We start from the raw sequence: 23,546 nt of genomic DNA, 5'->3' as shown, positions 1-23,546 counted from the left end.
ATTACCACAGTACATTCTATCATACGGGCACCCCCTCTGAGAAGCCTTTTCCCGCACGGGCAGGCTTCGCGCCGACGCCGCCTGTTCGCTGGTATTTGCCGGAAAAATCCGATACAATGAAAAGAAATGTCTCCGGACCGGCATTTGCTCGCGCCCGGTCTGCGCAGAGGTACTTTAAAACGTTTAGGAAGGTGAAGGTTTTGTCTGAAAAATCCGCTCCCGTCGCCTACGGCGGACAAGCCGTAATCGAAGGAGTCATGTTCGGCGGCAGGCACGTCAACGTTACCGCGGTGCGCCGCAAGAGCGGGGAGATCACTTTTCTCGAAGTGCCCCGCGAAGAAAAAGGCTGGGTACGCTCGCTGCGCAAAGTTCCGCTGCTTCGCGGCCTGGTCAGCCTGATCGATTCCAGCGTCAAAGGTTCCAAGCATCTCAACTATTCGTTCGACGCCTACGCCGACGACGAAATGACGCCGGAAGAACGCGAAGAATTGAAAGCGAAGAACAAAAAAGGCGAAGCCAAACTTGGCCTGGGCGCCATTATCGGCGTAACGGCGGCGGCGATCGTTTCCTTTATCGCCGGCAAGCTGGTCTTTACGCTCGTCCCGGTGTTTGTCGAAGACTTTTTGTTCAGAGGCAGTTTTTCGCACCAAATCTACCATAATCTCACCGAAGGCGGCATCAAGCTGGTCCTCCTTCTTCTGTACCTCTACCTGATCTCGCTGACGCCGATCGTGAAGCGGTTGTTCCAGTATCACGGAGCCGAACACAAAGTCATCAGCGCGTTCGAAGCCGGCGAAGAGCTGACTCCGAAAAACGTGCAGAAATACACCCGGCTCCATTACCGATGCGGCAGCAGCTTTATTATGCTGACGGTCATCATCGGGATTCTGATCTACTCGCTGTTCAGTTGGGACTCCCTGATCGAACGCGTGGTGCAGCGTCTGCTGCTTCTGCCGGTCGTCATGGGCGTATCGTTCGAGTTTCTGAAGTTCACGAATGCCCTGCGCGACGTGCCGGTGCTGCGCTACCTTGGATATCCGGGCCTGTGGCTGCAGCTGCTGACGACCAAAGAACCGACCGACGAGCAGGTTGAAGTTTCGATCGCGTCGTTCAACCGGATGCGCGAACTCGATGCCGTTTATGCCAAGCAAGGCGCCCCCGCTTCGGTGCCGGACGCCATACTCGATCCGCTGGAGGGTTGATGCTTTATGAGAAAACCGGGCGTTGCCGGTTTCGTAATCCTGGCGCTTGCCGCGCTGGGCATCGTTAATATCCTGATGAACCCGTCCATGACCTGGCTGATTCCGATCGGCATTATCGCGGTCGTTGCCCTGCTGTACTTCCTGCTGCCAAACACCCGGCGTGCAGGCGGTACCCGTTCTTCCGGGAGCGGCGGCCAGCGGCCGAAGATCAAACCTTCCGCCCGTACCCAGGAGAAGATGTCCCGCATGTCTTCGTCCGCTTCCTCCAAGGCTGCCGCTTCTCGCGGCAGCAAAAGCAAAACGCCGGCTGCCCCTGCAAAAAAGCGGAAAAACTATCCGTTCCAGGTGATCGAAGGGCGAAAAGGCAAAGACGAGGACGATATTCCGAAATTCCATTAGAGGAGTTTCATGCAGAGCCCTACAGCAAAGACCGACAAAAAGAGAGAGCGGAATTTCCGCTCTCTCTTTTTCATGTCCTTTGTTTGTGGAAAAATTCTTTTCTTCCGGATTAATTCGCCCAGTACTGCTGCAGGGTGCTTTTCACTTTGGAAGAAAGGATGTTCTGGGCACGGAAAAAGATGTTGCCGTCCACGTTGCTGCGTCCAATCGTATAAGCCAAATGGTCGGTCAGTTCCGAAGCGCTGCTCCAGCCGGCTTCGGACGTACCCACTTTATAAGCGGCTTCTCCGATATACAGGTCGACATCGGTTCCTTCTACCGTGTCGGCCCACCAGTCTACAAGCGTCTTGTAATTGGCGGCCGTGTTCGCGCTGCTCCAGTAGATTTGCGGCACCACGTAATCGATCCATTCGTTCTTGATCCAGGTTCGGGCATCCGCATACGTCGAATCGTAAGCCGTTACGCCGGCGCGTGTCGAAGAGCCGAGCGAATCGCTTGAACCGTTGCGCCATACGCCGAACGGACTGACTCCGTAACGGACATCCGGTTTGACGGAATGAATCGAACTGCCCAGCGTCTGCACGAAACTATTGATGTTCGCGCGGCGCCAGTCGCCTTTGTTTTTGTAAGCGGCGGTGTTGTACACGCTGTAAGTACCGTCATCGCCGAATTTCTTCGAAGATGATTCTCCGTACGGATAGAAGTAATCGTCCAGGTGCACCCCATCGATATCATAGTTGTTCACGACTTCCATCACATTGTCGATCACGGACTGACGGGCGGCCGGGATCCCCGGATTGATATACAGTTTGCCGTCGAAGTTCACCATCCAGTCGGGATGGGCCTTGGCGACATGGCTTGAAACCAGATTCGCCGTCGAGCTGCCCGTGCTGGCACGGAACGGATTGAACCAGGCATGGAATTCCATCCCGCGCTTATGGGCTTCTTCGATCATAAAAGCAAGCGGGTCGTAACCGGGGTCTTTGCCCTGCGTTCCGGTCAGCACGTTCGACCACGGGACAAGCGACGATTTGTACAGCGCATCCGCGCTTGGACGCACCTGCACGAATACGGCGTTGACGCCGGTTTCCTGGAGCTGGTCCAGCATGGCGGAGAACTGGGCCTGCTGCGTCGAAGCGCTTTTCGAGGCCGGCCAGTCGAGACTCGACACGGTCGCAATCCATACGCCCCGAAGTGCGGTCAGTTTTCCTTCGTTATCCGGCACACCCGGAACGGGAACCCTGATCGAACCGTCCGGCGTGGTCAGCGTAATCGTCTGCGTCGCTTGATTCCAGTTGACGCTTAATCCCAATCCTTGTCCCACAAAACGCAGCGGAACCATGATCCGACCGTTCAGACTGGTAACCGGAGCTTCCAGGTCTACGGAGTTTCCGTTGACAAAAGCGGTTTTCGAACCCAGAGGGATAGACAGCAGTGTTCCGCCCTGATTGATCTTGACCACCTTTTCGCTCTGGGACCATTGGATCTGCGCGCCGAGATTTTCGCTGACGAGCCGCATAGGCACAAGCGTCGTGTTGGACACGATATAAGGATCGACGTCTCCTTGAATCCGTTGTCCGTCGAGAACGATCGAGATCACGGAAGCCGCATTTGCCCGGCCTCCTGCAAGTCCGCTCCACGCGGGGAGCAGCAGCATCACTGCCAGCAGTACCATTAATCCTTGACGCCATTTCATGTTTACGTGTTCCCTCATTTCCCGTTTGATTTCGTCCGGCCGTACCGATCGCGAACCGGATTTTGCATGGCTCCTCTTTGACGGGCAAACCGCCGATTTCGTTACCCACCTCCCGCCTTCTAACGGTTATACGCTTCCCGGGGTGCAATTGTAGCGCTCGATCGGCAAACAAAAAGGCATCTGTGCCCCGGGGCCACAGACGCCTTTCCTAAAATTCGCTTATTCCTTCGTCCTGGACGATTTTGAGTTCTTCCAGACGTTTCGGATCGCGGCCGAAGTATTCGACGAGCGACTCGATCCGCGTAATCGAATCCCAACTCAGATGATGCTAGATTCCTTCTACATCCTGATAAATGCGGCTTTCTTCAACGCCGATCAAACGCAAAAATTCTTCAAGAAGCTGATGGCGGTCCACCAAGCGCTTGCCGATTTTTTTGCCTTTGCTGGTAAGGATCAGGCCCCGATATTTTTCGTAAACCAAATATTCGTCCTTGTCGAGCTTTTGGATCATTTTGGTTACTGAAGAAGGATGAACTTCAAGCCCTTCGGCGATATCCGATACCCGGGCATAGCCTTTTTCATCGATCAACTGGTAGATGCGCTCCAAATAATCTTCCATACTGGGCGTTGGCATCCGCTTTTCCCTCTTTTCCTTGACTTAGAAAAACCGTACCGTCGGTTCTTTCCGTGAATGGCGATGATGAACGGACATCCCGCCTGCCGACGAAAGCCCGAATATGTATAGGCCCGTCAAAAAACAGCTCTTACTATGATACCTTTATTCGTCGTCTATTGGCAAGTTTGCGGCACAAAAAAGAGGATACCCGTCAGACGGTATATCCCCTGCGCGCAACCAGTGTCAGCAGCAGCATCAGAATAAGCAGCAGCACAATCGTGGCTCCCGGCGCGAAGTTCCAGATCCCCGCAACGACCAACCCGGCGATCACGGCAATTTCCGCTACGGCAACCGACAGCAGAATGGACATGCGGAAACTTTTGGCCAAAAACAAGCTGCAGGCGACCGGTATGGTCAGCAGCGCCGAGACGAGCAGCGCGCCGACAATCTTGATTGCCGTACTGATGACGAGTGCCGCCAGAACGGTGATCAGCATATTGAGCATCTTGACGGGAAGGCCGCTGACCGCTGCCGCATCTTCTTCAAAAGTAAGCAGGAACAGCTCTTTGTAGAAAAGGATGACAACGGCCACGACCACAACCGTCACTCCGCCAACCAGATACAGATCGGTACGGCCGAGGGTATAGATACTGCCGAACAAATAGCTGGTCACATCGGTATTGTAGCCCTGTCCAAGCGTGAACAAGAAGGAGGCCATGGCTACCCCGCCCGACATGATGACCGCAATCGACAATTCGGCGTAGCCTTTGTACGCTCTGCGCAGCTTCTCGATCCCGAACGATGACACGACGGCAAAAACAAGCCCGACCACAAGCGGATAGACATTGATCAGAAAGCCGAGTGCCACGCCCGCGATCGTCACATGCGCCAGTGTATCGCCGATCATGGACAGCCGCCGCAGGACGAGGAAGATGCCGATCAGCGGCGCCGTCAATCCGATCAGAAGTCCGCCAAGCAGTGCGCGCTGAAAAAAGTCGCTGAATAAAATTTCCAAGTTACCGTCTCCTTACGTTCATTCCGCCGAATGGACAAGCGGCATCGAATGCTGCAGGTCCGTTTCCACGCAGTTCAAATCGTCATGCGAATGGCGCACGAAGAATTTGATCTTGCCGTTCTGCTGCCGCGGTTCTTTGCCCAGATAGTCTTCCAGACGATCGATATCGTGCGAGACCATCAGGAAAGTAATATTGTGGTGCCGATGCATATGACGGATCAATTCGAAGAACCCGTCCTGCGTCTCCGCATCGATCCCCACTGTCGGCTCGTCGAGCACCAGCAGATCCGGACGGTTGATCATGGCACGCGCCAGAAATACACGCTGCTGCTGACCGCCCGACAATCGGCCGATCCGTTTGTCGGCGATATCTTCGATCCGCATCACCTGCAGCGCGTCGTCCAGTTTGGCTTTGGCTTCCCGGTTTAATCGGCGGAACAGATTCTTGTTCGTAAACAGCCCCGATGTGACCACTTCGCGCACCGTCGCCGGAAACAGCATGTTCAGCGCATTTTTTTGCGGGACGTATCCGATACGCTCCCAGTCGCGGAAACGGCGGATCGGCTCTCCGAACATCCGGATCTCTCCGCTTGTCGGCGGCATCAATCCTACCAGCATTTTGAGCAGCGTCGTTTTGCCGGCACCGTTGGAACCGACAATCCCGACGAAGTCCCGCTCCTTCACGTTAAAGTTTAAATCTTTCAGCACGTGCTGATCTTTGTAGGAAAAAGAAACATCCTTCAATTCGATCATCGGCTGGTGGCAGTCTACGGTTGGGATAGCAGACATGGCGATCCCTCCTTTTTGATAAGCGGTTCGTTTCTCTTCTTATTGTAAGGCGAGCAGCAGATTTTGCAAATTCTTTTGCATCAAACTGAAGTAATCGTCGCCTTTTTCCGCCTGTTCTTTCGTTAATCCTTCGACCGGATTCAGGACCAGCGTCTCTACGCCCGCTTCGCCCGCCAATGTTTTGGCCAGCTTGTCGGATACCAGTTCTTCGAAGAAAATGTAGCGAATGTTTTCTTCTTTGACCAGTTTGGCAAGATTCAGCATATCCTGGGCACGCGGTTCCGCATCCGGGGACAGTCCCATGATCGCATGCTGGTCCAACCCGTAGTCGCGGGCCAGATAGCCGAAGGCCTGGTGCGATACGACGATTTCCTTATTCGGCACGGCCGCCAATTTCGCGGTGAAGTCTTCATCGAGCTGCTTCAGTTTGCCGATCAGCGTCTCATAACGTTCTTCGTAACCCGCTTTGTGTGCCGGATCGGCTTCGATCAGGCTGTCGCGAATATTGCCCGCCATGGTCAGAGCCGATTTCGGACTGACCCACGTATGCGGATCGATATGCTTGGCGTCCGCCGCTTCTTCGGCATGTTCTTCTTCCGCGTGTTCTTCGCCTTCATGGTTATGCTCGTCTTCCGCGGCGCCTCCGTGATCGTGTCCGTCATCCTCGGTCGTGGTAATCAAGTCGACGCCTTTGCTGATCTCGACCGCTTTGACTTTCGTCTCCGAATCGAGGCCTTTGAGGAAATCAGGTACCCAGCCTTCCAGACCCGCACCGTTATAGAAAAAAAGCTGGGCTTTTGACGTATTCACGATATCCTGGCCGCGCGGCGTCCAGTCATGCGGTTCTACGCCGGTAGGGAGAAGGTTGATGACATTCGCATCTTCCCCGCCGATCTCGGACGCAAATTCGTAAATCGGATAAAAAGTCGTGACAACATTCACTTTATCTTCGACAATTGTGCCTGCCGTGCTGCGCCCGCAGGCGGACAGAACGAGCATTGCACCCAAAGCCAGTACGAACATCAGTCGTCCGGCGTATTTGTTGGAACTTCGCATAGGGCTCCACTCCGTTTCCTATTGAAAATATCGGCTTCTCAAATCGTAACCTTACCGATTATAGGAGTCCGCCTGCATGTTGTCAACCTTTTTCGGCACATTTACGATTAAAGTCACCCAGACCAAAAACGGGATTCCCGAAGGAATCCCGCTGCGGTTTGAACCCTTGCCGGGAAGACGGCAAGAAATGGCGGATTACTTGACGAGCGCGCCGTTTGGCATGGAATCCGGCACCGTGGCAAGCGTAAGCTGATCGCCGTGCGAAGCGGCCAGGATCATTCCGCGCGACTCTTCGCCGCGCAGCTTGACCGGCTTCAGATTGGTTACGCAGATCACTTTGCGTCCGATCAGTTCTTCCGGCGTATAGAACTTGGCAATGCCCGAGACGACCTGCCGCTGCTCGAAGCCCAGGTCCAGCTGAAGTTTCAACAGCTTGTCGGCTTTCTTCACCGGTTCGCAGGCAATAACCTGGGCAACGCGAAGTTCGACTTTGCCGAAGTCTTCGATTCCGATCTCTTCTTTGGCTTCGGGAGCTTCGACCGGTTCGGAAGCGGGCTTGGCTTGTTCCGCCGCCGGTGTACCGCCGCTCATTGCTTCGACGATATTTGCCACTTCGACCTCCGGATCGAGGCGCGGGAAGATCGGATCGCCTTTTTGCAGCTTGGTTCCGGCTGCGATCACGCCGAACGTCCGGAGCGAATCCCAGGTTCTCCACTCGGCCGCTTCGTCTCCGGTAATCCCCAGCTGCGTCCAGATAAGCTTGGGTGCCCGGGTCAGGAACGGCTGGAGCAGAAGCGAAGCAATACGCAGGCTTTCGATCAGGTGCAGCATTACCGATTCCAGTTCGTTTTTGCGGCTCTCGTCTTTGGCGATCACCCAAGGCTGCGTTTCGTCGATGTATTTGTTGGTCCGGCTGACGAATTGGCTGATCGCGGTCAGCGCTACGGAGAATTCCATGCCGTCCATCGCTTTCTCTACCTTGTCCACGGCTGCCGCAGCCGCTTCTTGAAGCGTCGCGTCAAACGGCGTTACCTGCCCGCGATAAGCGGGAACTTCGCCGCCGACATATTTGTCGACCATGGCAACGGTCCGATTGAGCAGATTGCCCAGATCGTTCGCAAGATCCGAATTGATCCGTTCGACGAAGCTTTCCGGCGTGAATTGTCCGTCCGAACCGAACGGCACTTCGCGCAGCACGTAATAACGCAGCGCGTCCAGGCCGTAGCGGTCGATCAGTTTCACCGGATCGATCACGTTGCCTTTGGACTTGGACATTTTGCCTTCGCGGGTCAGGAACCAGCCGTGGCCGAATACTTTTTTGGGCAGCGGCAGATCCAGTGCCATCAGCATGATCGGCCAGTAGATCGTATGGAAGCGCAGAATGTCTTTGCCCACCAGATGCACATCCGCCGGCCAGAATTTCTCGAACAGCGCCGGATCTTTCGAACCGTAGCCGAGTGCCGTAATATAGTTCGACAGCGCATCGATCCAGACATACACGACATGCTTCGGATCGCTTTTGACCGGAACTCCCCATTTGAATGTGGTCCGCGATACGGCAAGGTCTTCAAGCCCCGGCTTGATGAAGTTGTTGACCATTTCGTTTTTGCGGGATTCCGGCTGGATAAACTCCGGATTCGCTTCGTAATAGCTCAGCAGCCGATCGGCGTATTTGCTCATTTTGAAGAAATAACATTCTTCTTTGACCAATTCGACCGGGTGACCGCTTTCCGGACTTTTGCCGCCGGTCACTTTGTTCTGGTCGTCGCGCACGACGTCGACCAGCTGCGACTCCGTATAATACGTCTCGTCCGGAATACTGTACCAACCTTCGTATTCGCCTTTGTAGATATCGCCCTGTTTCAGCAGACGCTCAAAAATCTCCTGAACGACGTCAATATGGCGTCTTTCCGTCGTACGAATAAAATCGTCATACGAAATATCGAGCTTGTCCCACAAACTGCGGATGCCTTCAACGATTCCGTCGATAAATTGAATCGGCGTCTGCCCGGCTTCCGCCGCTTTCTGCTCGATTTTCTGACCGTGCTCATCCGTTCCCGTCAGAAAACGCACGTCGTAGCCGCGAAGCCGCTTATAGCGGGACATCGCGTCGGCCGCCACCGTCGTATACGTATGTCCGATATGCAGCTTGCCGCTCGGATAATAGATCGGCGTCGTGATGTAGAACGTTTTTTTCTCTGTCATGTGTTCTTCTCTCCTTATAAAAAAATACTGCCGCAGCTTGCCGCACACGGCGCAGCGGAGCGGAAGACAACAAAAAGACCCCCGCCCCATCAATGGGACGAGAGCCGGAAGCTCGCGCGGTACCACCCACATTCCCTTCGTTCTCACGAATCGAAGGCTCTGCCGGTCCTATTCGACCGTCCATTAACGCTGGAACACGCTCTGCACTCACCCATCCACGATCCGGCATCTTCCGATCATCCGCGCACCCTGGGGTGCCCCTCGTATCGGACCGGCCGCGCTGCGGCTTGCACAAAGTTCCTCCCGGACCATCTTCGAAGGAGTCTCCAGACCGGTTTGCAGCGTCTTACCCGGTTCTCTGCTGCTGGTTCTTCCTTCTACTCATCCGTTCCTCGGATTTTCATTTGAATCGTGCATCAAACCATCAATCGATTGATACACCAAAATATACCGAAAAAAAGCCCGCAGTGTCAAGCCTCAGGCCTGCGTGCTGCGGACTTCTTCTTGTTCTTGGTTGTCTATTCCCGCGGTTTGACGGCCGCGCTGCAGGCGCGGAGGAACGGGATCGTAACCTCCCGCATGCAGCGGATGGCATTTGGCGATCCTTTTGGCGGCCAGCCAGCTGCCTTTGGCCGCTCCGTGCACCTCGATCGCTTCCAAAGCGTAAGCCGAACAGGTCGGCACGAATCGGCAGCTTGGAGGAGTCAGCGGAGAAATGAATTTGCGGTAAAAGCGGATCGGCCCCTGAACCGTCCGCCGGGCTATTTTCATCGCGCCTCACGCTTTCCGGCAGCTGCCTGGACAGGCTCCTGCGCGGCTTCTTCCTGGCAGTTTTTGCAGTAGCCGAACACTTCGAATTTATGTTTGACGACCTGGAAATCGTCCGGCGATTCCGTCAACTGCATCGGACAAAACGTAATCGGATACGTTTTCTCGCACTGCAGGCAGATCATATGATGGTGATGATGATTCTCGCTGCAGTGCAGCTTGAACTTGACGCCTTCTTCGAACACGATTTGCTCCAGCACGCCCAGTTCCTGCATGACGCGCAGATTGCGATAAACGGTATCGAAGCTGAGTCCTTTGTATTTTTGTCCCATATAATCATAAACGTCTTTGGCGGAAAGATAGCCAGGCGCTTCGGCGAACAATCTCGCCAGCGTCTTGCGCTGATCCGTAATTCGAAGTCCCTGCTCCGCCATAATCTCGATAATGCGTTCCATAGAAAGCATCGGCAACCCTCGCCTCCTGCCGTTCCCGGCTTATTCCTTGCGGTTATTGTTCGGTTATTCGTAATGCCCTTCATTAATAATGCCCCAAAACGGACACGGAGTCAATGAAGCGAACCCGCGGTTCAACGGCAGAAAGCCCGATCCCCTTTTTGGGAAATCGGGCTTTTTTGGTTATTTTCAGCCGTGAGGCCAATCCGTTTACTGCTTGAGTTCCGGCATCTGCGTAAAGATCAGGTTAACGGACAAGTTGCTGCCCGGGGCCGGCGTGAATTCAAGATCCACACTTTCCGACGAACTGCCGGTCCGGTATACGACGCCCGCTTCGCTGGACGTGTTAAGCGCGGAACCGACAAGGCCCATACTTTGTGCGGACAATTCGACCAACTGTCCGTTTACCAGGATCCAGCCGGCATATTTGCCGCCGCGTCCGTTGAACGTAATCAGCGTATTCGGCGCTACCTTGTCCAGATGGATTTTGTACAGAACGCCGAAGTTGCCTGCGTTCGATTCCACTTTGTTGTTTGGCGTATCCATACCGGTGAGGTTCGGATCATCGTTGTTGTCGCCAATAATCAGTTTGCTTGGCGTAGGACCGCCGACCGGTTCAAACACGTCGACGATTTTGGTTGCCAGCGGATAAGTTCCCCGGTTGTGCACGCCATCGCGCGGAGCGGAGGTCAGAGTCTTCGTTTCTTGAAGCGGATCCAGACCCGGATCGATCATCAGCGTGCTGTAAGTGATCGGTTGGGAAGAAGTCACATCCGCGATTAGGGAAATAACCGACTTGTTCGGCATCGGAATCGCGTTCAGTTCCGTCAGAATCACTTTGCTCTCGCCCGGCTGCAGAGTTACGTCCGCTCTCTTGGTTCCGTCGATCACGGATTGGTGGTAACGCTGTACGGACACTTTGCCTGCCGCAGTCGCAAACGGGCTTGGTCCTCCAAAGCCGCTGTCCAGCGTCTTGATTGTCGTCGGCGTCGCATTGTTGTTCGTGGCCACCACATACATCGTTACTTTTTTACCGGTATAGTTGGCATGATGGACCATGAAACGAACTTTGCCCGACAGCGTGTCTTCGTACATTTTGCCTGTACTGAATACGGATTCCGGACTGTTGCTGCGGTAAAGCGTAACATCTTCGGACGTATTGAAACGTTCGACTTTGCGCATCGAAGGCACGCTGCCCCCGTCAAACAGGAACTTGCTTCCGATCGGTACGAACAAAGCGTTATACTCGTCCTGCGTATACAGCACTTCGTCCGTAACGGTAATCGTTTTGGTAAACGTATTGGTTGCGCCATCTTCATCCGTAACGGTCAACGTGATCGTTTGCGGTCCCGGTGTGAAGTAAGCTCCTTTTTGATTTTCCCATACCCGGCTGTTGGCTTCCGGCAGTGTGCCGTCCGGATCATAACTCTGATCGGTGTAAACGACCGGCTCACCCATACGGTAAGTCTCTTTTTCGGTCGTGAACTGTGCAACCGGAGCTACGTTCGGTGCTTCGACCGTAATGGTCTGGCTGAATGGATCACTCCATTGTCCCGTAGAATCCTGTACGGAATACGTGATGGTATACGTGCCCGGATCCGTAAAGATATCCTGGCGTCCTTCCCAACGCTCATCCACGATCTGGTATCCGCTTGGCGATTCCGACTTGGTCGTATACACGACATTCGTCTCGCCCGCCACGATTTCTTTCGGTTCGATCGTAAACGAAGCCGTCGGTTTCGAAGAAATGTTCAGCGTAATCGTTTTGGCTTTATAGTCGATTTTGTAAGGAATCCCGAGCGCCTGCGTGATCGAAGTCAGCGGCACCATGAAGGTGTTTTTTTGCTGGAACGAAGTTCCCTTCATTTTGGTTGGAACGCCATTGACCGTATACACGTCTTTATCCAGCTTGAAGCGCAGTTCGTCGGCTCCTTTGGTAATCACGGTCTCTTTCGTTTTCGCATCGTATGTAACTTTCAGTCCTACACGATTGACGAACGAACGCACCGCAATATACGAGACGCCGTTCTTGGCGGTCATCGGCTGCGCGGCCGTATAGGCCTGGCCGTTCTGGTACATCTGATTTCCATTGATTACAAGAATCAGTTTATCCGTTCCCAGCGTGGAAGCGGGATCGATGCTCACTACGGGTGTAGTTGGCTTGGTTGGTGTAACCGGCTTGGTCGGCACCGGAGTGGTACTCGGACTCACCGAAGGTGTCACGTTGCCCGGCTCGACCGTTCCTTCTGCCGGCACTTCTTCGTCGGTCGGCACTTCTTCGGTCGGAGGCGTCGTTGGCGGAACGTCGTTCTCCTCGCCTTCCGGAAGGGTTGGATCTGCCGGCTGATCGGCTGCGGGTTGGGTAGGTGCAGGCTGCGCGTTCGGCGTCGGTGCCGAATTGGCAGGATTTACGGATTCGGTCTGGCCTGCTGCATTTTGCGTTGGAGCGGCAAGCTTCTTCGTATATTCTTTCGCCGCGCCTTCTTGCTGCATGACTTCACCTTGCACAACGATCGGCGTTTCGCTTGGCGATCCCGTTTGTGCCGATGCTGTCGGCAGTACGGCTGCCGTCTGCATGACAACAAGCAAAGCGATGATCGTGATTTTCTTCAGATTCATTCTACGACTCCCTTTATAACTGAATTTGGTCCTTCTCTCACTAAGCACATAGTATTAGACGCAAACACTCCTTAAAAGTTTCTGTAACTTATTAAAAAAGCGGCCTTCCTCATATAAGGAAGAACCGCTTTGTTTACAATATGATAACATTTACATCGTCTTCATTTTAAATTAAGACATTCGTAATTTAATGCATTTGATCCGAAAAAAAGTCAAATTGTCTGCATACTGCGGCCTTCTTCAATCAGCTTATAGGCCCGCTGAACTTGTTCGTCGGTCGGTGAAGGCACGCCTTCGAGTGGGTACTCTCTGCCAAGTTCCTTCCATTTATAAATACCCATTTGATGGTAAGGAAGAATTTCGAATTTCTCGACACCTTGCAGGGTTCCGATAAAGCTTCCCAGATCCCGCAGATTGTTCTCGTCTTCATGGATGCCCGGTACGAACACATGCCGAATCCACATTTTCTTGCCGTGCTCCGACAGCCACCGGGCCGTACGCAGCGTTTGCTCGTTGCTCACTCCGGTCAGCACTTTATGTTTGCCGTTATCGATATGTTTGATATCAAGCAGAACGAGATCGGTCACATCCATCAAGTATTGAATCTTCTCGGGATTATTGAAACCGTTGCTGTCGAGTGTCGTGTGCAGTCCCCAGCGCTTTTTGACTGCCCTGAAGATTTCGGCTACAAAAGCGGCCTGCAGTGTCGGTTCTCCGCCGGAAATGGTCAATCCGCCGCCCGAAGAACGATAGTAATTCAGGTAAGGCTCGATTTCGCTCAGCACTTCTTCAACGGTCATTTCTTTGCCGCCGTCGAAATTCCAGGTATCCGGGTTATGGCAGTATTGGCATTTCATGAGACACCCTTGCAAAAATAATACGAAGCGAATTCCCGGGCCGTCTACCGTCCCGAATGTTTCCAGCGAGTGTATGCGTCCTTTGTGACTCATTCGTTTTCACCCTTTCAATAATAACGGCGCTCACGTTCCGCGAGCGCCGCATGTTTGATTATGAATGAACAGGTATCCGGTCCGAAAAACCGCCCGGCGCTTCGGTCTTGCTTGTTTACATGTTCGAGTGGAACGTACGGTTGATTACGTCCATTTGTTGTTCGCGAGTCAATTTGATGAAGTTAACCGCATAACCCGATACGCGGATTGTCAGCTGCGGATAGTTTTCCGGATGTTCCATAGCGTCCATCAACTGTTCGCGATCGAATACGTTGACGTTCAGGTGATGGGCGTTGCTGCCGAAATATCCGTCCAGCATGGCAACCAGGTTGGATTTGCGTGTGTCTTCTTCTTTGCCAAGCGCTTTAGGCACGATGGAGAATGTATTCGAGATCCCGTCGAGGCTTTCTTCATAAGGAAGTTTGGCAACGGAACTCAGCGAAGCCAAAGCGCCTTTTTTGTCGCGTCCGTGCATAGGGTTTGCACCCGGTGCGAACGGTTCGCCCGCTTTGCGTCCATCCGGCGTCGTACCGGTTTTCTTGCCGTATACTACGTTCGAAGTGATCGTCAGTACCGATTGGGTCGGCATCGAATCGCGGTACGTTTTGTGTTTGCGGATCATGCCCATGAATTTCTCGACGAGCTGTACGGCAATTTGGTCGACACGATCGTCATTGTTGCCGTAGCTAGGATATTCGCCTTCGATTTCGAAATCGATCGCGATACCTTGTTCGTTGCGGATCGGTTTAACTTTGGCATATTTGATTGCGCTCAGGGAATCGGCTGTTACCGACAGACCGGCGATGCCGCAGGCCATCGTACGCAGAATGTCGCGGTCGTGCAGCGCCATCTCGATCCGTTCGTAGCTGTATTTATCATGCATGTAGTGAATGATGTTCAGGGCGTTCAGGTATACTTTGGACAGCCATTCCATCATCGGCGTGTAGCGTTTCATCACTTCGTCGTAATCGAGATACTCGGAAGTGATCGCCGGATATTCAGGTCCGATCTGTTCGCCGGATTTTTCGTCTTTACCGCCGTTGATTGCATACAGCAGCGTTTTGGCCAGGTTGGCACGAGCGCCGAAGAACTGCATTTGTTTGCCGATACGCATAGCGGATACGCAGCACGCGATACCGTAATCGTCGCCGTAGATCGGACGCATCAGGTCATCGTTCTCGTACTGGATGGAACTTGTTTCGATCGAAACTTTGGCACAGTATTTCTTGAAGCCTTCCGGAAGCTGTTCGGACCACAAAACGGTGAGGTTAGGTTCCGGTGCAGGTCCCAGATTGTACAGGGTATGCAGGAAACGGAAACTGCTCTTGGTTACTCGGGTTGTTCCGTCTACCGACATCCCGCCGATCGATTCGGTTACCCAGGTAGGGTCGCCGCTGAACAGTTCATTGTAATCCGGTGTGCGCAGGAATTTCACGATACGAAGCTTCATGACAAAGTGATCGACCAATTCTTGTGCCGTTTGTTCGGTCAATGTGCCTTCGGCCAGATCGCGCTGCACATAAATGTCCAGGAACGAAGATACGCGTCCGAGCGACATCGCCGCGCCGTTTTGTTCTTTGACCGCTGCCAGATAACCGAAGTACAGCCATTGGAAAGCTTCTTTGGCGTTGGATGCCGGTTTGGAAATATCCATGCCGTGCATTTTCGCCATTTCTTTCAGTTCGCCGAGAGCACGGTATTGTTCGGAAATTTCTTCCCGCAGCCGAATCGTATTCTCATCCATGCCGTCTCCGACCGTTTCGTTGTGTTCCCGTTGTTTTTGCTTCATCAGGAAGTCTACGCCGTACAGAGCGACGCGGCGATAATCGCCGATGATGCGTCCGCGGCCGTAAGCATCCGGCAGACCGGTGACGATCCCCGATTTGCGCGCTGCGCGGATCTCCGATGTGTAAGCGTCGAATACGCCTTGGTTGTGGGTTTTGCGAATATTGGTAAATGTATCTACAATCGCATCCGGCACTTCGAAGCCGTAAGCTTTACAAGCGTCGATAACCATTCGGATCCCGCCGTAAGGTTGGATGGCACGTTTGAAAGGAGCATCCGTCTGCACGCCGACGATTTGTTCTTTTGCCTTATCGAGATAACCTGCGCCGTGGGAAGTGATCGATCCCGGGGTGTTGACGTCTACGTCCCACACTCCGCCTCTTTCTCTTTCTTCTTTCGACAGCTGGGATACGATTTTCCAGAGATCGTTTGTATTTTGTGTAGGTCCTTCCAGGAACTCTTCGTTGCCTGTATAAGGCGTGATGTTCTCATCGATGAAGTTCTTGGTGTCCACATGATTCGTCCATTTACCCGCTTTAAAACCTCTCCATGCTTCCGAGTTTGCGCCTGTGATTTCTTTTTCGATAACCGACATGTGATTACCTCCATTTTTGTATGTGTTTGACGGAGAATACGGTGGAAGAGGCGTCCGTATCTCACTGCAAGATCCCTGGATGCCGGCAGCCGTGCCGACAAGGTGAAAAATATCACATTCACCGAAAAAGTAGAGGATTGCCATCTTCGGATTAGCCTCTCGATGTCTTGGGGGATCTTCATGTCCTTATTATGCGCCCCTCCTTCGCGAGTTACTGTGACATATATCACTGAAACGCATTTTTTTATGATGTTTATCACTTTTAAGCCCGCTTTCTGAATAACACATCATTTTATGACTGTTTTTCAAATCTTGCAACCAAGCAGCTTTTCTTGATTTATCCGGCTGCCTATAAAAAACGGCGCCCCCACCAGGTGGAGACGCCGTTCAAACCAAGCAGGAGAAACACATTCGATCTTGCAGGCGAAGCTTCGATCCGATTCTTATTCCTCGAATCTGCCGTAAAACGCGTCACGGTAAACATCGGCCAGTTCGGTAACCAGCGGCAGCTTAGGGTTAGCCGTTGTACATTGGTCTTCGAATGCGCGGTCGGCCAGGTAGTCGACGCGGCTTTCGAACTGTTTGGCATCGAAACCGAGTTCTTGGAACGTTTCCGGAACGCCCAGTTTGCGGTTCAAGTCGCGAATGGCGTTGATCAGGCTCTTCACGCCTTCTTCCGTCGTTCTGGCAGGCAGTCCCAGGATACGGGCGATTTCGGCATACCGTTCGTCGGCGATAAAGTGCGAATATTTAGGGAACGAAGCAAACTTCGTCGGCTTTTTCGCATTGTAGCGGATGACGTGCGGCATCAGGATTGCATTGGTACGGCCGTGAGCGGTGTGGTATTCCCCGCCCCATTTGTGCGCCAAGCTGTGGTTGATGCCCAGGAAAGCATTTGCGAAAGCCATACCGGCAAGCGTAGAAGCGTTATGCATTTTTTCGCGGGCCAATTTGTCCCCGGTCAAAGCCGATTTTTCCAGGTTTGCGAATACGAGTTGGATCGCTTTGATAGCCAGACCATCGGTATAATCGCTTGCCATAACCGAAACGTAAGCTTCGATAGCGTGAGTCAGAACGTCCATGCCGGTATCGGCTACGGCAACTTTAGGCAGCGAGTATACGAATACCGGATCGACAATCGCGACGTCGGGAGTCAGCTCGTAATCGGCCAGCGGATATTTGGTATTGCCGTTTTCCTTGTCGGTAATAACCGCGAACGAAGTGACTTCCGAACCGGTACCCGAAGTGGTTGGGATCGCAACAAATTTCGCCTTTTTGCCCAGACGCGGGTATTTGTAGATCCGTTTGCGGATATCCATGAATTTTTGCTTCAGGTTGTTGAAGTCGGTATCCGGATATTCGTAGAACAACCACATGCCTTTCGCGGCATCCATCGGCGAACCGCCGCCCAGAGCGATGATACAGTCGGGCTGGAAGCGTTCCATCATGGCGCGGCCGCGTTCAACGGTCGCTGTCGAAGGATCCGGCTCCACCTCGGAGAAGACTTCGATGGCAACCGGCGTTTGACGCTGACGCAGGTAATGCTGAACTCTTTCCACGTAGCCGAGCTGTACCATCATCGGATCGGTAATGATTGCGACACGAGTGATATCCGGCATTTTTGTCAGATACTGCGTGGAGTTTTTCTCGAAATAGATCTTGTCCGGCACTTTAAACCACTGCATATTCACGGTACGACGCGCCACCCTTTTCACGTTGATCAAGTTTACTGCGGTTACGTTCGAAGAAGTCGAGTTGCGGCCGTAAGATCCGCAGCCCAGCGTCAGCGAAGGCAGGTTCGTATTGTAGATATCGCCGATTGCACCGTGCGTCGACGGGGAGTTTACAATGATACGGCCGGTTTGCAGACGATTCGCAAAGCGTTGAATGACGGCGTCGTCGTTGGAGTGGATCGCCGACGAGTGACCCATGCCGCCGAATTCGACGATCTCTGCAGCGCGTGCAATACCTTCGTCCGCCGTTTTGACTTTGTAGCAGGCCAGAACCGGGCTGAGCTTTTCGGCCGACAGCGGGAATTTCGGACCTACGCCTTCGATTTCGGCAACCAGGATTTTGGTCGCTGCCGGAACGGCAATACCGGCCATTTCCGCAATCTTGAAAGCCGACTGTCCGACGATTGCCGGGTTGACCGCGCATTTTTCGACGTTCATTGCGCTTGGAGTCAGCTTGGCGATTTCATCTTTGTTCAGGAAGTAACAGCCGTTTGCAATCATTTTCTTTTTGACGCGGTCGAAGATCGGTTCTTCAATAATAACCGCTTGCTCGGACGCGCAGATCATACCGTTATCGAACGATTTCGACAAAATCAGGTCGGTTACGGCTTGATCGATATCGGCTGTTTTCTCGATAAATGCCGGTACGTTGCCCGGGCCTACGCCGAGAGCCGGTTTGCCGCAGCTGTAAGCTGCGCGAACCATTGCGCCGCCGCCTGTTGCAAGAATCAGGGCAACGTCGGGGTGGTTCATCAGGATGTTCGTCTTATCCATCGAAGGCTTGTCGATCCATTGGATACAGCCTTCCGGAGCACCGGCTTTAACCGCTGCTTCCTGCAGGATTCTTGCGGCTTCGGAACTGCAGTATTGCGCAGAAGGGTGGAAACCGAATATAATAGGGTTACGTGTCTTAATCGAAATCAGCGCTTTGAACATGGTTGTGGAGGTCGGGTTCGTTACAGGCGTGATCCCCATCACGATGCCGACAGGCTCAGCGATCTTCTGGAAGCTGTCATACTCATTGTCTTCAATAATGCCTACCGTTTTATCATTCTTGATGCTGTGATAAATGTACTCTGTAGCGAAGAGGTTTTTCGTGATCTTGTCTTCGTATACGCCGCGTTTGGTTTCTTCAATCGCGATCTTTGCGAGATACATGTGCTTGTCCAGGCCGGCCAGGGCCATCGCTTGCACGACGGTATCGATTTGTTGTTGATCCATTTGCATGAAAGCTTCCTGCGCTTTTTTCGCGTTGTCAATCAGCTTTTGAATGTCCTGCTCAGCGGTTGGTTCAACAGTACGGGCGGCTTCATTTTTCACTGCCATTTCCCTCATCCTCCTCAAGATGTTTGCGTTGTTTTCTCTACGTGAATGATCATAGCATATGCTTTTCACTTTTTAAAGTGAAAAATTTCACAAAATAATCCGCTCTTTTTTTCCTTTGCTTTCGGGCGCTTTTCCTTCATTAATGCCCTATTTTCGGCTTCCTAAAAAACTTTTGCTTTTCTCCTGTCCATCCGGATTCTCCTTCCTCAAGCGCTTCTCTTTTGCTTCCCGCGTCTTTTTTCAACAGCTTTCACCAGAGCCCCTCTTCCTAAATTAAGCTAAAAATTTATACAAAAATTTTCGTAATAAGAATTGACAAAGTTCTCGGTTTCCTTCATGATAAAGAAGTAAAGTGAAAAAAGTCACAAAGTTCAAAGTTTCGCCATCTTTTCTTTTACTCAAGCTCCAATAACTTGAAATTTCGGTTATAATTAATCTGAAATTTGCTTAACTCAAATACGCTGATTCTGATCCACCCCAAGAAAGAAGCGAAACGCACCTTGGGCGCAGCTCTCTGCGAAAAGGGAGCCTCGCGGAACAAGTACCTATTCGAAGTGTGCGCTTGCGCAAAGGAGATGTTAATGATGAGTGTATACCACCATGCCACCAATCATCGAGGCAATACCGGTTGTTTCTCGGACCAAAACATGAAGCGTCTGGAAGTCGTCATGAAAGAACGTCATATTCCGGAAGGCTCTCACTTGTTCTGGGAAGGGGATCTCGCCGACAAGCTCTATTACATTAAACGGGGCCGGGTCAAACTGACCAAGTCGACCGATGAAGGCAAGGAACTCATCCTTTACATGTACCAATCCGACGACATGGTTGGACAAGCGGATCCTTTTTTCAGCACCAAACACAGTTTTACCGCAGAAGTGATCGAAGATACGGAAGTCGGGGTTATCGAACATAAGGATCTCGAAGTTCTGATCTGCCAGCACTGCGATTTCGCGATCGATTTCATGAAATGGATGGGGATTCATCACCGTCTGACGCAGACCAAATTCCGCGACCTGATGATGTACGGCAAACCCGGCGCTCTCTGCTCGACCCTGATTCGTCTGGGCAACACCTACGGCGAGAAACACGGGGACACTACGCTCATTAACAAAAAGATTACGCATACCGATTTGTCGAACATGATCGGAGCCACACGCGAAAGTGTCAACCGCATGCTGAGCGATCTGCGTAAAAAAGGCGCGGTCGAATACGAAAACGGCATGATCGTGATTACCAATCTCTCCATGCTGCAGGAAATCTGCCACTGCGAACTTTGTCCAAATGAAATATGCCGGATCTGAGGATCCGGCCTTTTTGTCGTTCTTTGTTCTACCGGGGCTGCGACTTCCGCGTCAGGCCTTTTCAAGCGTCAGTTCCACGTAATCGCCCGGCTGCAGCTGCATATCGAATCCCCGATCATTGAGTTCTTTTCCGTTCACTTTCAATACCCAGCGTTCGCTCGGTTTCGTCATATACCCTTCCTGGCTATCGGGACTCGCCTGAACGAAACGAATCGTCCGCCCGTTCTCCGACAAGGTTACGAGTCCGCTGGCTTTGAGCACATCCCGGACCATGGTTCCTTCTTTGTAGGGATGGGCATAAGAGCCGCCCAGAGACGAATTCACTTCGCCGCCGCTAATCAGAAGCGTATTGACCGGCTTGCCGCCGTTACCGGGCGCTTCTATATACAGCATGATTTCGTCTCCCGGCTGAATCCGCGTCACAAACCCGCTTTCGGGGATCTCTTTGCCGTTTTGCTTCACCGCCCAGTTCAGCTCCGAATGAAGCTCCGTGTCGTCGACCGAAGCAATCCGTCCTTCATTGTCGAAACGGACGATACTGCTGCGTTCCAGGGCGTCACGGATAGTGTCTTCTTTCCGGTACGTACTGACAAGCGAACGATTCTCGTTCGGCATGTAGATGCCCCCATCCACCACCAATTTGAAATTTTCGCTGCCAACCTCTTCCGCCGCCGTATCTGCCGAAGGCGAGCGCAGCAGAACAGCCATCGCAGCTACCGCGGTAATGAGCAGGATGGCAAGCACAAACAGCAAAACCCGCTGATCGGGAAGTTTGATTTTTGTCCGCATGGGCTTCCGTTCCCTTCATTGAGCGTAATCACTCTTATTATACCAAAACGAGGAAGCCTTTCTCAAATCGCCGAGGCGTACGGAAAATAAAAAAGAACCCCTTTGCCGGCAAAGGGGTTCTTGGCGGATCACCGGTCAATCGACCCAGCATTCCGCCCACATTTGAATTTGCTGCATTACCGGCTGAAGCGCGCGGCCCTTCTCAGTCAGTTCATATTCGATACGCACCGGGGTTTCCGGATAAACATGACGTACCAAGATGCCTTCGCTTTCCAGATCTTTCATCCGCTCCGACAACATCTTGTCGCTCATCATCGGGATCTGGTTGGAAATATCTTTGAACCGCTTGGCGCCGCTCATCAATGTCTGAATGATCAGGCCGTTCCAGCGCTTGCCCAAAAACGAAAAAGCACTTTCGAATCGGGGACAAAGCTGCATGGGAATTTCGTTTTTTTGCTCTATCATAGATGATCACCTCTTAGAAGATTCCCTCTGAAGAGAAACTTACGATTTGTTAGCTTATTTCATATTAACACATTTCCCGAAAAAAGAAAATGCTTTTACGAATTATTTTTTGCCGCCAAAAAATGTTTGAGTGCCTGTAAATCCCGCTCGATCACCTCTTGGAGCGAACGGTTATAGATGACGGCGGCCGGATGGTACAAAGGAAAAATCGAATACGAACGCTCTCCGAAAATGTAGCGGGACTGGGGATCTTCGGGATCCTCCAAACGCTGAATCGGACCTTCGATCGCTCTGCCGTGCAGGGAAGAGATAGTCTCGTGACTGCCGATCAACCGATGAAGACCGATATTGCCCATCGGGACGATGACCTCGGGCTGGACGTATTCGATCTCCGCATCCAAGATGGCCGCATGGGCGAGCACTTCGTTCTTGGTAGGCGTCCGGTTCGAACGGCTGATTCGCGGGATTACCCCGATTGCTGCGCCTGCGACGACTTTGTCCTTGAAAGGACGGCTGCGAACGGCACTCGAGATATAAATATCCTGCCGCGTCAAACCGAGCTTTTCCAGATACTCTTCCAATACTTTGCCCGCCTGTCCCGTAAACGGCCTTCCTTCCACAATCTCCGTGGCACCGGGAGCTTCGCCGACAAACATGATTCGGGCCGGGATGGCACCTTGCCCCAGCAAAAATCCTTCCAGATCGTACCCTTCGGATCTGTGCAGACATTCTTTGATGACTTCTTCCGCCACCGGTGCGCTGCCGAACTCTACTTTCATCGCCATCCCCCTTTCTTGAAACCCTGCCTTGGATAAGGGTTAACGGGTATTTCTATTATTTTACCCCAAAATCGATAGGCCGCCAACCATTCGGACGGCCGTTTCCGTATTTTGTGAACGCTCTCTTCATCCTATAGAGAAAAGCCGCTTTTTCGCATAAAGCGAAAAGCGGCTTTTCGAAAGCGGTCTATCCGACGGCTTCCATCAACGTTTCCCGAATTCGTGTGAACTTTGCAGAGAAAACTTGGACTTATACCAATTCGCGGGCATGCAGCGAACGAATCGGCTGTGCATTGCCGTATACCGGTTTGGCTGCTGCGGCCGGATAAGCCCACCGAATGGAATTGGAGATAACGCGGATAATATCCGGGTTGTAGTAAGTCGGATAAGTCTCGTGCCCCGGACGGAAGTAGAAGATCTTGCCGGATCCGCGGCGGAACGTGCAGCCGCTGCGGAACACTTCGCCGCCCGAGAAGTTGCTGATAAAGACGATCTCGTCGGGAGTCGGAATATCGAAGAACTCCCCGTACATCTCTTCGTGTTCGAGAACGATGTTCTCGCCTATGCCTTCCGCAATCGGGTGCGAAGGATTTACGGCCCACAGAATTTCCTGCTCGCCGGCTTCGCGCCATTTCAGATCGCAGCCCGTTCCCATCAGATTCTTGAACGGTTTGGAGAAGTGACCCGAATGCAGCACGATCAGGCCCATGCCTTCGCGTACACGCTGCGCAACCGCTTCGGCGATCGAATCGTCAACAAGCTCGTGCGCCATATGTCCCCACCAGATCATGACATCCGTCGAATCGAGCACGTCTCTTGTCAAACCGTGGTCGTCTTCTTCGAGCGTGCAGGTGCGAATAGCAAATCCTTCAGGCGTCAATGCGCGTTCCAACTGCTTGTGAATACCGTCCGGGTAAACGGCTTTTACATCTTCATCTCTGCGTTCATGTACGAATTCGTTCCAGATGGTTACGTTGATCATCGTCGGCATCCCCTTAGTTGTTCC

At 52.6% G+C, this 23,546-nt stretch carries 18 protein-coding genes and 1 pseudogene; 3 read left to right on the top strand and 16 right to left on the bottom strand.

The features are described 5' to 3' along the window. Window positions 1–200 precede the first annotated feature (200 nt). Window positions 201–1,202, top strand: a complete 1,002-nt coding sequence (locus HOP44_RS02635; protein WP_172250298.1) for a DUF1385 domain-containing protein — start codon at window positions 201–203, stop codon at window positions 1,200–1,202. A 6-nt stretch (window positions 1,203–1,208) separates the two neighbouring features. Beyond that, entirely contained in the window at window positions 1,209–1,601 is a 393-nt protein-coding gene (locus HOP44_RS02630; RefSeq protein WP_172250296.1) for a hypothetical protein, read from the top strand. Between the two features lie 109 nt (window positions 1,602–1,710). Here HOP44_RS02630 and HOP44_RS02625 read toward each other — a convergent pair whose 3' ends face one another. The 12 genes and pseudogenes from HOP44_RS02625 to adhE form a co-directional block, all read right to left on the bottom strand. After that, entirely contained in the window at window positions 1,711–3,297 is a 1,587-nt protein-coding gene (locus HOP44_RS02625; RefSeq protein WP_172250294.1) for a family 10 glycosylhydrolase, read from the bottom strand. A 208-nt stretch (window positions 3,298–3,505) separates the two neighbouring features. Continuing rightward, window positions 3,506–3,931 (bottom strand): annotated as a pseudogene (gene mntR, locus HOP44_RS02620) (transcriptional regulator MntR). 193 nt (window positions 3,932–4,124) lie between these two features. Next, entirely contained in the window at window positions 4,125–4,928 is an 804-nt protein-coding gene (locus HOP44_RS02615; RefSeq protein ID WP_172250292.1) for a metal ABC transporter permease, read from the bottom strand. An 18-nt stretch (window positions 4,929–4,946) separates the two neighbouring features. Beyond that, entirely contained in the window at window positions 4,947–5,717 is a 771-nt protein-coding gene (locus HOP44_RS02610; protein ID WP_172250290.1) for a metal ABC transporter ATP-binding protein, read from the bottom strand. 39 nt (window positions 5,718–5,756) lie between these two features. Further along, entirely contained in the window at window positions 5,757–6,773 is a 1,017-nt protein-coding gene (locus tag HOP44_RS02605) for a metal ABC transporter substrate-binding protein (RefSeq protein WP_172250288.1), read from the bottom strand. Window positions 6,774–6,968: 195 nt separating this feature from the next. Further along, complete coding sequence (gene metG, locus HOP44_RS02600; RefSeq protein WP_281367773.1) at window positions 6,969–9,068, bottom strand: methionine--tRNA ligase; 2,100 nt, start codon at window positions 9,066–9,068, stop codon at window positions 6,969–6,971. 387 nt (window positions 9,069–9,455) lie between these two features. Further along, entirely contained in the window at window positions 9,456–9,749 is a 294-nt protein-coding gene (yidD, locus tag HOP44_RS02595) for a membrane protein insertion efficiency factor YidD (protein WP_172250284.1), read from the bottom strand. Next, entirely contained in the window at window positions 9,746–10,210 is a 465-nt protein-coding gene (locus HOP44_RS02590; protein WP_172251527.1) for a Fur family transcriptional regulator, read from the bottom strand. The genes yidD and HOP44_RS02590 overlap by 4 nt, the downstream gene beginning before the upstream one ends. Before the next feature lie 198 nt (window positions 10,211–10,408). Next, entirely contained in the window at window positions 10,409–12,817 is a 2,409-nt protein-coding gene (locus tag HOP44_RS02585) for a copper amine oxidase N-terminal domain-containing protein (RefSeq protein WP_172250282.1), read from the bottom strand. Between the two features lie 212 nt (window positions 12,818–13,029). Further along, window positions 13,030–13,767: a pyruvate formate-lyase-activating protein gene (pflA, locus tag HOP44_RS02580; RefSeq protein WP_172250280.1), complete on the bottom strand. Its 738-nt coding sequence runs from the start codon at window positions 13,765–13,767 to the stop codon at window positions 13,030–13,032. 115 nt (window positions 13,768–13,882) lie between these two features. Then, window positions 13,883–16,147, bottom strand: a complete 2,265-nt coding sequence (pflB, locus tag HOP44_RS02575) for a formate C-acetyltransferase (RefSeq protein ID WP_172250278.1) — start codon at window positions 16,145–16,147, stop codon at window positions 13,883–13,885. A gap of 443 nt (window positions 16,148–16,590) precedes the next feature. After that, entirely contained in the window at window positions 16,591–19,206 is a 2,616-nt protein-coding gene (adhE, locus tag HOP44_RS02570; protein ID WP_172250276.1) for a bifunctional acetaldehyde-CoA/alcohol dehydrogenase, read from the bottom strand. A gap of 584 nt (window positions 19,207–19,790) precedes the next feature. On the opposite strand from adhE, the gene HOP44_RS02565 reads away from it, so the two are divergent. Beyond that, complete coding sequence (locus tag HOP44_RS02565; protein WP_172250274.1) at window positions 19,791–20,507, top strand: Crp/Fnr family transcriptional regulator; 717 nt, start codon at window positions 19,791–19,793, stop codon at window positions 20,505–20,507. A 51-nt stretch (window positions 20,508–20,558) separates the two neighbouring features. On the opposite strand, the gene HOP44_RS02560 is transcribed toward HOP44_RS02565, so the two are convergent. From HOP44_RS02560 to HOP44_RS02545, 4 genes are all read right to left on the bottom strand, one after another. Then, window positions 20,559–21,296, bottom strand: a complete 738-nt coding sequence (locus HOP44_RS02560; protein WP_172250272.1) for a hypothetical protein — start codon at window positions 21,294–21,296, stop codon at window positions 20,559–20,561. Between the two features lie 135 nt (window positions 21,297–21,431). Further along, the gene (locus HOP44_RS02555; protein WP_216667449.1) at window positions 21,432–21,761 is read right to left on the bottom strand and encodes a winged helix-turn-helix transcriptional regulator; all 330 of its coding nucleotides are present in this window, start codon (window positions 21,759–21,761) and stop codon (window positions 21,432–21,434) included. Window positions 21,762–21,856: 95 nt separating this feature from the next. Beyond that, window positions 21,857–22,540, bottom strand: a complete 684-nt coding sequence (locus tag HOP44_RS02550) for a uracil-DNA glycosylase (RefSeq protein ID WP_172250270.1) — start codon at window positions 22,538–22,540, stop codon at window positions 21,857–21,859. Between the two features lie 250 nt (window positions 22,541–22,790). After that, on the bottom strand, window positions 22,791–23,522 hold the full coding sequence (locus HOP44_RS02545; RefSeq protein WP_172250268.1) for a ThuA domain-containing protein: 732 nt from the start codon (window positions 23,520–23,522) through the stop codon (window positions 22,791–22,793). Window positions 23,523–23,546: the final 24 nt, after the last annotated feature.

The sequence above is a fragment of the Saccharibacillus deserti genome (assembly GCF_013618475.1).
Lineage (GTDB): Bacteria > Bacillota > Bacilli > Paenibacillales > Paenibacillaceae > Saccharibacillus > Saccharibacillus deserti.
The sequence above is the reverse complement of the archived record's forward strand: the minus strand, read 5'-3'. Positions and strand labels throughout refer to the sequence as shown.